General features: G+C 67.3%; 10 protein-coding genes. 5 read left to right on the forward strand and 5 right to left on the reverse strand.

Annotated features, from left to right (window positions below):
• The first annotated feature begins 111 nt into the window (after nucleotides 1–111).
• The gene (gene lon, locus AB0H61_RS12045) at nucleotides 112–2,526 is read left to right on the forward strand and encodes an endopeptidase La (protein WP_357303165.1); all 2,415 of its coding nucleotides are present in this window, start codon (nucleotides 112–114) and stop codon (nucleotides 2,524–2,526) included.
• Nucleotides 2,527–2,643: 117 nt separating this feature from the next.
• On the opposite strand, the gene AB0H61_RS12050 is transcribed toward lon, so the two are convergent.
• Nucleotides 2,644–3,069, reverse strand: a complete 426-nt coding sequence (locus tag AB0H61_RS12050; RefSeq protein ID WP_357303168.1) for a PaaI family thioesterase — start codon at nucleotides 3,067–3,069, stop codon at nucleotides 2,644–2,646.
• A 35-nt stretch (nucleotides 3,070–3,104) separates the two neighbouring features.
• Nucleotides 3,105–3,665, reverse strand: coding sequence for a TetR family transcriptional regulator (locus AB0H61_RS12055; RefSeq protein ID WP_357302441.1), 561 nt, complete (start codon nucleotides 3,663–3,665; stop codon nucleotides 3,105–3,107).
• Between the two features lie 208 nt (nucleotides 3,666–3,873).
• Here AB0H61_RS12055 and AB0H61_RS12060 point away from each other — a divergent pair, with 208 nt between their 5' ends.
• Complete coding sequence (locus AB0H61_RS12060) at nucleotides 3,874–5,025, forward strand: DNA polymerase IV (protein ID WP_357302445.1); 1,152 nt, start codon at nucleotides 3,874–3,876, stop codon at nucleotides 5,023–5,025.
• A gap of 40 nt (nucleotides 5,026–5,065) precedes the next feature.
• On the forward strand, nucleotides 5,066–6,061 hold the full coding sequence (locus tag AB0H61_RS12065) for an oxidoreductase (protein ID WP_357302449.1): 996 nt from the start codon (nucleotides 5,066–5,068) through the stop codon (nucleotides 6,059–6,061).
• 143 nt (nucleotides 6,062–6,204) lie between these two features.
• On the opposite strand, the gene AB0H61_RS12070 is transcribed toward AB0H61_RS12065, so the two are convergent.
• Nucleotides 6,205–7,500: an MFS transporter gene (locus AB0H61_RS12070; RefSeq protein ID WP_357303170.1), complete on the reverse strand. Its 1,296-nt coding sequence runs from the start codon at nucleotides 7,498–7,500 to the stop codon at nucleotides 6,205–6,207.
• Between the two features lie 283 nt (nucleotides 7,501–7,783).
• On the opposite strand from AB0H61_RS12070, the gene AB0H61_RS12075 reads away from it, so the two are divergent.
• The gene (locus tag AB0H61_RS12075; RefSeq protein WP_357302452.1) at nucleotides 7,784–8,512 is read left to right on the forward strand and encodes a TetR/AcrR family transcriptional regulator; all 729 of its coding nucleotides are present in this window, start codon (nucleotides 7,784–7,786) and stop codon (nucleotides 8,510–8,512) included.
• A gap of 122 nt (nucleotides 8,513–8,634) precedes the next feature.
• On the opposite strand, the gene AB0H61_RS12080 is transcribed toward AB0H61_RS12075, so the two are convergent.
• Nucleotides 8,635–9,231, reverse strand: a complete 597-nt coding sequence (locus AB0H61_RS12080; RefSeq protein ID WP_357302455.1) for a helix-turn-helix domain-containing protein — start codon at nucleotides 9,229–9,231, stop codon at nucleotides 8,635–8,637.
• A gap of 95 nt (nucleotides 9,232–9,326) precedes the next feature.
• Between AB0H61_RS12080 and AB0H61_RS12085 the strand changes: the two genes are divergently transcribed.
• Nucleotides 9,327–10,538, forward strand: a complete 1,212-nt coding sequence (locus AB0H61_RS12085) for a pyridoxal phosphate-dependent aminotransferase (RefSeq protein WP_357302458.1) — start codon at nucleotides 9,327–9,329, stop codon at nucleotides 10,536–10,538.
• Nucleotides 10,539–10,643: 105 nt separating this feature from the next.
• Here the strand turns inward: AB0H61_RS12085 and AB0H61_RS12090 are convergent, their stop codons facing one another.
• On the reverse strand, nucleotides 10,644–12,524 hold the full coding sequence (locus AB0H61_RS12090; RefSeq protein ID WP_357302461.1) for an ABC transporter ATP-binding protein: 1,881 nt from the start codon (nucleotides 12,522–12,524) through the stop codon (nucleotides 10,644–10,646).
• Nucleotides 12,525–12,702 lie beyond the last annotated feature (178 nt).

Here is a 12,702-nt window from a genome sequence, read left to right on the forward strand (position 1 = left end):
TGATGGCCGGGGTTGAGTAGGCATCGCTCAACTTTTAGAAGGGTCGAACTCGTGACTACACCTCAGAACCTGCCGGTGCTGTTCCTGACCGATCCGATCGTGCTGCCGGGCATGGTCGTGCCCATAGAACTGGATGAATCCGCACAGGCCGCCATCGACGCCGCGCGGGCCGGGAAGACCGAAGCGGTCTTGCTCGCGCCCCGGCTGGCGGAGGGCTACGCCACCTACGGCGTGGTCGCCACCATCGAACAGGTCGGCCGGATGCGCGGCGGCGCGCCGGCGGCCGTACTGAAGGCCGAACGGCGCGCCAAGATCGGTCACGGGGTGACCGGGCCGGGCGCCGCCCTGTGGGTCGAGGCCGAACCGGTCGAGACGCCCACCGCCGACGGACGCACCAAGGAACTCGCCGCCGAATACAAGAAGCTCGTCGTTTCGGTGCTCCAGCGCCGCGAGGCCTGGCAGATCATCGACGCGGTCAATCAGCTGACCGATCCGTCGGCGATCGCGGACACCGCGGGATACGCGCCGTACCTGACCCCCGACCAGAAGCGGGAACTGCTCGAAACCCCGGATGTGACCGCGCGTTTGACCACGCTCATCGAGTGGACCAACGCGCATATCGCCGAGACCGAGGTCACCGAGAAGATCAGTGACGATGTGCGCGAAGGCTTGGAGAAGAGCCAGCGCGAGTTCCTGCTGCGCCAGCAGCTCAACGCCATCCGCAAGGAGTTGGGTGAGGACGAGCCGGACGGCGCGGACGACTACCGGACCCGTGTCGAGCAGGCCGATTTGCCCGCCGATATCCGGGAGGCCGCCCTGCGTGAGGTCGGCAGACTGGAGCGGGCCAGCGATCAGAGCCCGGAGTCGGGCTGGATCCGCACCTGGCTGGATACCGTGCTGGAACTGCCGTGGGCGGTGAAAACCACCGACAGCACCGATGTTTCGGCCGCGCGCGCGGTGCTGGACGCCGACCACCACGGCCTGGACGAGGTCAAGGACCGCATGGTCGAGTACCTGGCGGTGCGGGCCCGGCGGGCTCGACGCGGCCTGGAGGTCGTCGGTGGACGCGGTTCCGGCGCGGTGCTGGTGCTGGTCGGCCCGCCCGGTGTCGGCAAGACCTCGCTCGGTGAATCCGTGGCGCGGGCGTTGGGCCGGAAATTCGTGCGCGTCGCCCTGGGCGGCGTGCGCGACGAGGCCGAGATCCGCGGTCATCGGCGCACCTACGTGGGCGCCCTGCCGGGCCGGATCGTGCGCGCCATGAAGGAGGCGGGATCGATGAATCCCGTTGTCCTGCTGGACGAGATCGACAAGGTCGGCTCGGACTTCCGTGGTGACCCGGCGGCCGCGCTGCTCGAGGTGCTGGATCCGGCGCAGAACCACACCTTCCGCGACCACTACCTGGATCTGGATCTGGACCTGTCCGATGTGCTGTTCATCGCGACCGCCAATGTCATGGACACCATCCCCGGGCCGCTGCTGGACCGGATGGAGTTGATCACCGTCGACGGCTACACCGAGGCCGACAAGGTGGCCATCGCCCGTGACTTCCTGGTGCCGCGGCAGTTGGAGCGCAATGCGCTGACCGCCGAAGAGGTTTCGATCACCGAGGAGGCGTTGCGCGAGATCGCCGCCAACTACACCCGGGAAGCCGGGGTGCGGCAGATGGAACGGTTGATCGCGAAGGCCCTGCGTAAGGCGGCGACCAAACTGTCCGAGATCGGAACGGCCGCCGAATCCGACGCCGTGGTGACCGATATCGGGTCGGGTTACGATCCCGAGCTCGGCTACGACCGGTTGGTGAAGGCCGAAACCACGGGCTCTTCGACGATCGGTCTCGGTGATCTGAAGGAGTACCTCGGCCGCCCGCGTTTCACCCCCGATTCGGTGGAACGCACCGCGGTGCCGGGTGTGGCGACCGGGCTCGCGGTGACCGGCGCCGGTGGCGATGTCCTCTACATCGAGGCCAATGCCGCCGAGGGTGAGCGCTCGCTGACCCTGACCGGCCAACTCGGCGATGTCATGAAGGAGTCGGCGCAGATCGCCCTGACCTACGTGCGCTCACACCTGGAGGAAATCGGTATCCAGCCGTCGGTGCTCACCCACCCCGCCGACTCCGTCGGCAACCGTCCCCGTGTATTGGATCGGAATATCCACATCCACTTCCCGGCGGGCGCGGTGCCGAAGGACGGACCCTCGGCGGGCGTCACCATGGTCACGGCCCTGGTCTCGCTGGCACTGGGCAGGCAGGTGCGCGGCGATGTCGGCATGACCGGTGAGGTCACGCTGAACGGCCGGGTGCTGCCGATCGGCGGCGTGAAGCAGAAGCTGCTCGCCGCGCAGCGCGCCGGATTGAAGACCGTGTTCATCCCGGCCCGCAACGAGCCGGACCTGGACGAGGTTCCGGCCGAGGTGCTGGCCGCACTGGATGTGCGCCCCGTCGCCGACGTGGCCGATATCCTGGCCTACGCCATCGAGCCGGTCGCCGAACCGGCCCTGGACCGCGCGGACTTCGCGGCGACGGCGTAATCCCACCAGAACGGGCCGGGCACGAGAACCTCGCGTGCCCGGCCCGTTTCGTCTGTCACCGCTTCGGGCGGGATCGAGCGTCCGGGTGCTGAATTCGAGTACCGGCGGCGCGACGAACTACCCGGCCAGTTCCCGCTCGACGGTGCGGGTGGTGCCCTGGGCGACCGCGCACAGCACCGGATCCGCGCCATCGCTCTCGGCATAGATCTCGCAGTTGACCACGGCCTGGCGGCGGGTCGCGCCGGTGACCGATGCCTCGGCGCGCAGCCGGTCACCCGCGGCCGGGCGCAGATAGGTGATGGCGAACCCGCCGGTCAGCACATTCGCGCCGAGGACGGTGCCCGCGGCGAAGGTGAGCGCGTTATCGGCCACATAGGACAGCGCCCCACCGTGCACGTAGCCGAATTGCTGGCCGAGTTCCGCGCGGATCGCGACGATCAGGGTCGCGCGGCCGTCGCCGAATGCGGTGAGCTCGGTGCCGACCAGGTTCGCGAAGGGTTGGGCGGCCAGCACCTGGCGAGCCAGGTCCAGGTCGAGGGTCATCGACTGTGCGGTCATCGCAATGCCTTTCGTTGTCCTCAGTGATCGGTGGCGCGCAGCGTGAGCCATGCGGCGTCGGCCAGTTCCCGTGCGACTTCGATCGGGGCGGTACGCATATCCCCGGCCAGCCACTGGCGCGAATACTCCTGCGCCGGGCCGAGCCACAGTGCGTAGACCAGATCGAAGGGCAGATCCCGCACCGCGCCGTATCCGGCGTGGGTGCGCCACCACCGCCAGGCGTTGGTCATGAATTCCCGGTTGCTGTCGCTGTCCTGTACGCCCGGCGGTCGTGCCGAGATGAGAATCTTTGCCCGGTCCCGGTTTTCGCTGACCCAGCGCAGATGCTCACGCACCCCCGCGGTCACGCCTTCGCGTGCGCCGGCGCTCTCGGCGACCGCCACCCAGAAGTGCTGCTGATAGTCGGTGAGCGCGTGCGCCCACACCTGCCGGTACAGATCGGCCTTATCCGGGAAGTGGTGGTAGAGCGCGCCGACGCTGGCACCCGCCGCATCCCGGATCTGCGTCAATGTCGTATCGAGTGCCCCCTGTTCGGCGAACTGATGCTCGGCTGCCAGCAGCAGCCGATCTCGAATCTTCATATACAGAATTTAGTTCTGTCTGCTGGGCCGTGCAAATGCCCGCGGACGGCCCCGGCGGTCGGGCAACTTTGTCGCCCCTCGTCCTTACGATGGTTACGAAGGTATGCGCAGCACAACGGTGGCTCGCTGTGGTCCCAGGTGATGCCGTGGCGCCGAGTGATGCGGAGGTGCCAGGCGATGCGGAGGTGCCGAGTGATTTCGAACGAGCATGGGTGACCCGGCTGGTGCGCCCGAAACCCGTCCCGAGACTCGACCGGCTGTCGAGGCGCCCGGCGGACAGCGGTCGCCCACGGCCCGGTGGCTGTTGCATGTCGATCTCGATCAGTTCCAGGCGGCGGTGGAGTTCCGCCGTCACCCGGAATTGCGTGGACTGCCGGTCATCGTCGGTGGCCACGGCGATCCGACCGAGCCGCGCAAGGTGGTGACCTGCGCGTCCTATCCGGCGCGGGCCTTCGGTGTGCGAGCCGGGATGGCGCTGCGTTCGGCGCAGCGCAAATGCCCCGAGGCGATATTCCTTCCGTTGGATATGGCCAGCTACGAGGAGGCGTCCGAGGAGGTCATGTCGCTGCTGCGCACCTTTCCCGGCCGGGTCGAGGTGTGGGGCTGGGACGAGGCGTTCCTCGCCGCCGAAACCGATGACCCGGAGCGCCTCGCCGCCGAAATCCGCGGCGCCATCGCGACATTGGATCTGACCTGTGCGATCGGTATCGGCGACAACAAGCTCACCGCCAAATTGGCCACCGGATTCGCCAAGTCGTCGGGTAAGTCGTCGGCCGCACCCGCGGAAGGCGCGGGCTCGGGTGCCGGAATGTTCCGGCTCACCGCCGCGAATTGGAACGAGGTAATGGCGCACCGGCCGACGAACGCGCTGTGGGGCATCGGAAATCGGATCGCCGCCCGGCTCGCCGACCTCGGGATCGAAACCGTCGCCGACCTGATGGCCGCCGACCGGAACCGCTTGGCCGCGGAATTCGGCCCGAACACCGGCCCGTACCTCTGGGTGCTCGGCCACGGCAAGGGCGATACCGATGTCACCACCGAGCCGCGAGTTCCGGTGGGCCGCAGCAAATCCGAGACCTTCCCGCATGATCTCACCGAACGCGCCGATATCGACGCCCAGGTGGCGCGCCTGGCGCAGGAGGTCGCCGAGGAAATGGCGGCCGCGGGCCGGATCAGCACCCGGGTTTCGGTCACCGTGCGCTCCAATACCTTCTTCACCCGCAGCAAGCAGGAGAAACTGCCCGAGCCGACCACCGATATCGCGCGAATAGTCGATACCGCGCTGCGCATCGTCGACCGTTTCGAGCTGGATCGTCCGGTCCGGCTGCTCGGTGTCCGCCTCGAATTGGTACCCGAGTAGATCCACCACCCCGGGCGCGGACGCTCGTATGCTCGACCGCATGGAGTTCTCCGCGATGGTGGCACACGAATCGGACAGCGGGATCGTTCTGACGAAGCAGCAGGTAGACGAGGATTTCCTCGGACCGGGCGACGTGACGATCAAGGTGCATTACTCGAGCGCCAACTTCAAGGACGGGCTGGCCATCACCCCCGGCGGCGGGGTGGTGCGCAAATATCCGATCGTGCCCGGCATCGATATCACCGGCGAGGTCGTCAGCTCCGAGGACGATGATTTCGCACCGGGAGATCAGGTCGTCGCGCACGGCTACGGCATCGGCGTTACGCAACACGGCGGCTTCGCCGAATACGCCCGGGTGCCCGCCGAGTGGGTGGTGAAGCTCGACGGACTGAACACGCGGGACGCGGCCATTCTCGGTACCGCCGGCTTCACCGCCGCGATGAGCGTGCAGGCCCTGCTCGACCGCGAGCTGACACCCGAAACCGGCGCCATCCTCGTCACCGGGGCGACGGGCGGTGTCGGCAGCGTGAGCATCGACATCCTCTCCGGTCTCGGCTTCGAGGTCATCGCCTCCACCGGAAAAACCGACGCGGCCGACCTGCTCGCCGAGATCGGTGCGAACGAGGTCATCGGCAGGCTCCCGGAAGATCCGGAGGCGAAGCTGCGTCCATTGTCGAAGGCACGCTGGGCCGGTGCCGTGGACAGCGTCGGCGGTAGGTCCCTGGCCTACGTGCTCAGCGCGATCGGCTACGGCGGCACCGTGGCCGCGAGCGGTCTGACCGGCGGCACCGATCTTCCGGCCACCGTAATGCCGTTCATCCTGCGCGGGGTGGCCCTCGTCGGCATCGATTCCGTCGCCCTGCCCATCGAGAAGCGTCGAGAGCTGTGGGGCCGCCTCGGCAATGAACTACGCCCCCAGCATCTTTCGGTGATCGAGAGCTATGCGCCGGTCACCGAGGCGGAGCGGGTCCTGCACGCGATCCAGCGCGGAACCCACTCCGGCCGCACGGTATTCGGTGTCGCGGGCGAATTCTGAGGGCGACCCGGTCTACGCGGACAGTTCCGACGCGTATTCCCCGGATTCCGCCGGATGCGCACGAAAATTGTCCGCTCACACCAGCTCTCCCAGTGCGGACTGCTCCGTCGTCCCGGCTTCCGGCGCGGTCGTGTGCTTACGCATCACGAACAGTGCCAGCACCGCGGCGGCCAGGACACCGGCGGCACCCACGACGAAGCTAGCGGACATGGCGGTGGTGAAGGCATCCCGTGCGGTGGCGGCCAATTCGGCATCGCCGGTGCCGGCGGCGATGGCCAGCGCTTCGCCGATCGAGTGCCGGGCCGCCTCGGGCGCCGACTCCGGCATGGCGCCGGTGAAACTGCTGGACAGGATGCTGCCGAGGACTGCGATGCCGAAGCGGCTCCCGCCTGCTGGATGGTGTCGTTGAGGGCAGAGCCCGCACCGGCCTGTTCCGCGGGAACGGCGCTCATCAGCGCGGCGATCGCCGCGGGCGCCGCCAGACCGGAGCCCGCGCCGAGGACCACGAGGGCGACCGCGACCATGGTGAACCCGCTTTCCGCCGCGAGGGTGGCGAGTAGCCCCAGGCCGACGGTGGTGATCAGCATGCCGGTGACGGCGAGGACGCGGTTGCCGACCTTGGTTGCGAGTCCGGCACCGAGGCCGTTGAACACGATGGAGGACAACAGCATCGGGATCAGCGCCAGGCCCGCCTCGGTGGGCGTGTAGCCGAGCACGAACTGCAGGTACTGGGTCAGCACCAGCAGGAGGCCACCATTGGCGACCTGCACCAGCGTGAGCGAAAGGCTGCCGCCCGCGAAGTTGCGGTCCCGGAACAGATTCAGCGGAACCATCGGGTGCTCGACCCGCTTCTCCCACACCACGAACGCGACGATGCTGACGACGGCGATGGACAGTGTGATCAGGGTGCTCGCGTGATCGAAACCGCCCTTGGGGAATTCGATGATGGTCCACACCAGCGAGGTCATACCGATCATCGACAGGATCGCGCCCGGCACATCCGGCTTGGTCCACGGACCCTTGGATTCCGGCATCAGCGTCAGCGCCGCGATGATGGCGATCGCCGCGACCGGGATATTGATCAGAAACGCGGCGCCCCACCAGAAGTGCGCGATCAGCATGCCGCCCAGTACCGGGCCACCGACCACGCCGAGCACCGAGGCCGCACTCCATGCGCTCATCGCCTTGCGGCGTTCCTCGTCGTCGAAGACGGTGATCAGGATGGAGAGCGTGCTCGGCAGCACCAGCGCTCCGCCGATGCCCATCACGGTGCGCGCCGCGATCATTTCGACCGCGCTGCTTGCCAGGGTGGCCCCGAGTGAGGCCAGCCCGAACAGGGCCAGTCCGATGATCATCACCCGCCGCCTGCCGAACCGGTCGGCCAGTCCGCCCGCGGTGAGCAGCAGTCCGGCGAATACCAGGATGTAGGAGTCCAGGATCCATTTGGATGTCCTGGGCGCTGGCGTTCAGATCCTCGGCCAGCGGCGGTACCGCCACGGCCAGGACGAAATTGTCTATGACCAGAACCAGCGTGCTGAGGCACAGCACGATCAGGATCCACCAGCGTTTCGGGTTGCGGGTGTCGATCGCGTCCATCGGAAATCTCTTCTCTCGCAGTGATGCGTACGATGTTCTGGTGCTGCGAACAGCGTACGCATGTGAGTTGAGCGTTCGCGAGAGCGAACATTGTGCGCTAGCATGAACGCAACGGAAGGAGTCGCCATGTCGGGGGAGAAACAGCAGGTCGGATCGGTGTGGACGCGTCCGCGCCGGACCAGGGAACAGCCCGTCCTCACCCGCGAGCACATCGTCGCCGAGGCGGTATCGCTCTTGGATGCCGAGGGTATGGAGGCGCTGACCATGCGCCAGCTCGGCGCCCGCCTCAATGCGGGCGCAACCTCGCTCTACCGGCACGTCGCCAACCGCGACGAACTCATCGAACTGGTGGTCGACGCGGTCTACGGCGAGATCCAGGTCCCGGAGATCGACGATCGCGCGAACTGGCGTTCCGCCACCGTGGAATTCGCCGCCGAAATGCGCGCCATGATTCTGCGGCATCCGTGGATGGCCGCCAGCCTCGGTCAGGTCGGCCTGTCCTATCTCGGGCCCAATGTCATGCGGATGACCGAACGTATGGTCGCCCTCTTCGAGATCGGCGGATTCGATCCGGCGGAAATCGGCGATGCCGTCGGCACCGTGGTCGGTTACGTTGTCGGCGTCGGCATCAGTGAGGCCGCCTGGCTCACCACGCTGGCGCGCAGCGGCCAGAGCGAGGACGAGATGGTGGCCGGATTGCGTCCCGCCGCCGAGCGGGCCGTCGCCGAATTTCCCCATCTGCGTGGCACGACCACGGGCGGCGATTGGAGCGAGTCGCCCGCCGCGATCAGGGACCGCAAATTCGACTACGGGGTCCAGCGCGTGCTGGACGGTCTGGAGTCCCGCCGTCGCTGAGAGTTATCGGCGCATAGGGTCTTCGAGATCGGAACGCGGGGCGCGGGTGTGAGGTGCCGGTCTCGTCGGCCGTCGCGGTGATCGCGGACCCGGTGGGTGCACGCCGTGCCCGGAAGCGACCGTCACGGCGCGCTCACCTGGGGGGCGGTCCGTTCGATCGCGTCGGCGAGCGAGCGGACGCCGGTGGCCACCTCGGTGGCGGTGCTCAGGTCGAAGCGGAGTTCCAGGTCCGGGGTGGCGGCGGGCCCGTCGTGGTGGGTGATGCCTGCCTCGGTGATCACGTAGTGGAATGCGCTGTCGCCGATGTGGACCGTCGCCGTGCCCGCCGGAATCCGTTGCGCGATAGCGCGGCCGAGGGGGAGGGCGAACCAGTGAGCGCGCACCGCGTCGGTGGCGCGGCGTTCGCCGAGTTGTGAGGTCCCCCATGTCGAGAGCGAGTCGAGCACCGGGCGCAGGGCGGCGCCATCGGCGGTGAGTTCGTAGACCGCGGTGCCCGCGCGCGGGCCCACCTTGCGGCGGGTGAGTATGCCGTCGCGTTCCAGGTCTTTCAGGCGGGCGGCGAGCATATCGGTGCTGATCCCGGGGAGATCGGCGAACAGGTCGCTGTATCGGCGCGGGCCGGAACACAATTCGCGGACGACCAGCAGACTCCAGCGGTCCCCGACGACATCGAGGGCCCGGCTGACGGCGCAGTAGTGGTCGTAGCTTCGGCGTGGCACGCTACCCACTGTAGCCAACAACTTGGAATAACCAAGTGCAAACTTGGAAGTTCCAAGTAGAGTGTGCGGCAACAGTGTCCGAGAAGGGGTTGTCCATGCAGGTGAAGCAGTCGAGCAAGCTCGCGGGAGTGTCCTACGAGATCCGCGGCCCGGTAGCCGAGCACGCGGCGCGCCTCGAGGCCGAGGGCCACCACGTGGTGAAGCTCAATACCGGCAACCCGCTGCCGTTCGGGTTCGAGGCGCCGGCGGAGATCCTGCAGGACATTGTCCGGAATCTGCCCGCATCCAGCGGCTACTCATCGTCGAAGGGCCTACTCGGGGCCCGGCGCGCGGTGGTGCAGTATTACCAGACGCTCGGTCTCACCGATGTCGATGTCGAGGACGTCTTCCTGGGCAACGGCGTCTCCGAACTGATCATGATGGCCATGACCGCGCTGCTGGAGAACGGCGACGAAGTCCTGGTTCCCGCGCCGGATTTCCCGCTGTGGACGGCCGCGACCACGCTCAACGGCGGGCGGGCCGTGCACTACATCTGCGATGAGGCCGCCGACTGGTATCCGGATCTCGCCGATATCGAATCCAAGATCACCGACCGTACCCGTGCCATCGTCCTGATCAACCCGAACAACCCGACGGGCGCGGTCTACCCACCCGAGGTCCTACGTCAGATCCTCGAGATCGCGCGCCGCCACAGCCTCGTGGTCTTCGCCGACGAGATCTACGACAAGATCTATTACGACGGCCTCACCCACACCTCGGTGGCCTCGCTCGCCCCCGACCTGCTCTGCCTGACCTTCTCCGGTCTCTCGAAGTCCTACCGTTGCGCCGGTTTCCGCTCCGGTTGGCTGGTGGTCTCCGGCCCCACCCAGCACGCCGAGAACTACATCGAGGGCCTCACCATGCTCGCCGGCCTCCGCCTCTGCGCGAATGTCCCCGCGCAGCAAGCCATTCAAGCCGCACTGGGTGGATATCAGAGCATCCACGACCTCACCCTCCCCACCGGCCGCCTCGGTGACCAGCGTGACCGCGCCTACGAGGCCCTCAACTCCATCCCCGGCATTTCCTGTGTGAAGCCGAAGGGGGCGCTGTACGCGTTCCCGCGCATCGATTTGTCCATGTACCCGATTCACAACGACGAGCAATTCGTCCTGGACCTGCTGCTCCAGGAAAAACTCCATATCGTCCAGGGCACCGGCTTCAACTGGCCGCGCCCCGACCACTTCCGCATCGTCACCCTCCCGCACGCCGACGAACTGGAGGCCATCATCGAACGCATCGGCCGCTTCCTGGCCACCTACCGCCAGTAGCCACGTCGCCGCAGTGGACTGCCCTGGTCTACATGGACAGTTTCCGCACCAATTCCATGGTTTCCGCCGAATTCGCACGGAAACTGTCCGCCCACACCGGTGAATCTAGGCCGCCACCGTATCCGGTTCATCGGCGAACTGGGTGCGGTACAACTCCGCGTAGCGCCCGTCGGCGGTGAGCAGCTGGGTGTGGGTTCCGCGTTCCACCACCCGGCCCGCTTCGAGCACGAGGATCTGGTCGGCAGCGCGAATCGTGGAGAGCCGGTGTGCGATGACGAGGGCGGTGCGGCCTTCCAGGGCCTCCGAAAGTGCCTCCTGCACCGCCGCTTCCGAGGTCGAGTCCAGTGACGCGGTGGCCTCGTCCAGGATCACCACCCGTGGTTGCTTCAGCAGCAGCCTCGCGATGGTGAGGCGCTGGCGTTCGCCACCGGAGAGCCGGTAACCGCGCTCGCCGACCACCGTGTCCAGCCCATCGGACAGCGAGCCGACGAGATCGCGTAACCGAGCCCGCTGCAACGCATCCCACAGCTGCTCCTCGGTCGCCTCCGGCCTGGCCAGCAGCAGGTTGGCGCGGATGGTGTCGTGGAACAGGTGTCCATCCTGGGTGACGAGTCCGACCGTTTCGCGCAGCGATCGGGTGCTCAGGTCTCGCACATCGGCGCCATTGAGGCGCACCGCTCCGGAGTCCACGTCGTACAGCCGGGAAACCAGCTGGGCGATAGTCGATTTGCCCGCGCCCGAGGATCCGACCAGCGCGACCAACTGCCCGGGTTCGGCGCGCAGCGACACCCGGTGCAGCACCTCCACCCCACCGCGGGTGTCCAGCGTCGCCACATCCTCCAGTGAGGCCAGCGATACCTTGTCCGCGGATGGGTAGCCGAAGCTCACGTCGTCCAGTTCCACCGCGACCGGTCCCTCGGGCACCGCGACCGCCTCTGGCGCGTCCTCGATCAGCGGCTTCAGGTCGAGCACTTCGAAAACCCGCTCGAAGCTGACCAACGCCGACATGATCTCCATCCGGGCGCTGGCCAATGCCGTCAGCGGGGTGTAGAGCCGGGTGAGCAGCAGTGACAGCGCTACCACCGCACCCGCGTCCAACTGCCCGCGTAGGGCGTACCAACCACCGAGGCCGTAGACGAGCGCGATCGCGAGCGCCGAGACCAGGGTGAGCGAGGTGACGAATACGGTCTGCAGCATGGCCGTGCGCACGCCGATATCGCGCACCCGTCGCGCCCGCACCGCGAACTCGTCCGATTCCTGCTCTGGCCGTCCGAACAGCTTGACGAGGGTGGCGCCGGGGGCGGAGAACCGTTCGGTCATCTGGGTGCTCATGGCCGCGTTCAATCCGGCCGCTTCGCGCTGGATCCCGGCCAGCCGATTGCCCATCCGCCGTGCCGGAACGACGAAGACCGGCAGCAGTACCAGCGCCAACAGGGTGATCTGCCAGGAAATGCCGACCATCACCGCCAGCGTGAGCGCGAGTGTCACCAGATTCGCGACCACCCCGGAGAGGGTGTCGCTGAATGCCCGCTGCGCGCCGATCACATCGTTGTTCAAGCGGCTGACCAGCGCGCCGGTCCGGGTCCGGGTGAAGAATGCGATCGGCATCTTCTGGACGTGATCGAAGACCGCGGTCCGCAGATCGAGGATCAGTCCCTCACCGATTCGGGAGGAGAGCCATCGGATCACCAGCCCGAGCCCGGCATCGAATACCGCCAGCGCGCCGATAACGGCCGCGAGCGTCACGACCACCCGGGGCGCCGCCCCGCCGACGATGTCGTTGACCACCCGGCCCGCCAGCACCGGCGTGGCCACCGCCAGTAGCGCCGACAACACGCTGAACAGCAGGAACGCCCCGATCCTGCGGCGATGCGGCTCCGCGAAACGCAAGATGCGCTTGGCCGTGGCGAGGCTGAACGGCCGCTCCTCCTGCGGCGCGTTCGCCCGCCGATACATCTGGCTCCACGCCACCGACTCGATGCTCATGCCCGCGCCTCGCTGACGCTCGGCTCCATCACCGATCTTCCCGCATCGCGCTCACTCACGTCCCGATTCCTCTCGCTCCCCGCCATCCAAACCCTGGCCTCCGACATTAAGACCTCAACAAAGGTTGAGAGCAAGTCGATTCCTGGCCGATCCCGAATTCCTCCGACAGCGAAAGCCG

Origin of the sequence: Nocardia sp. NPDC050710, assembly GCF_040654375.1 — a bacterium.
In the GTDB taxonomy this organism is placed as follows: Bacteria; Actinomycetota; Actinomycetes; order Mycobacteriales; family Mycobacteriaceae; genus Nocardia.

Bases quoted from the DNA above. Each gene is read 5' to 3' on its own strand.
- AB0H61_RS12085 (WP_357302458.1), top strand. From the start codon at position 9,327: ATGCAGGTGAAGCAGTCGAGCAAGCTCGCGGGAGTGTCCTACGAGATC.
- lon (WP_357303165.1), top strand. From the start codon at position 112: ATGGTCGTGCCCATAGAACTGGATGAATCCGCACAGGCCGCCATCGAC.
- AB0H61_RS12060 (WP_357302445.1), top strand. From the start codon at position 3,874: ATGGGTGACCCGGCTGGTGCGCCCGAAACCCGTCCCGAGACTCGACCG.
- AB0H61_RS12075 (WP_357302452.1), top strand. From the start codon at position 7,784: ATGTCGGGGGAGAAACAGCAGGTCGGATCGGTGTGGACGCGTCCGCGC.
- AB0H61_RS12055 (WP_357302441.1), bottom strand. From the start codon at position 3,665: ATGAAGATTCGAGATCGGCTGCTGCTGGCAGCCGAGCATCAGTTCGCC.
- AB0H61_RS12065 (WP_357302449.1), top strand. From the start codon at position 5,066: ATGGAGTTCTCCGCGATGGTGGCACACGAATCGGACAGCGGGATCGTT.
- AB0H61_RS12050 (WP_357303168.1), bottom strand. From the start codon at position 3,069: ATGACCCTCGACCTGGACCTGGCTCGCCAGGTGCTGGCCGCCCAACCC.
- AB0H61_RS12090 (WP_357302461.1), bottom strand. From the start codon at position 12,524: ATGAGCATCGAGTCGGTGGCGTGGAGCCAGATGTATCGGCGGGCGAAC.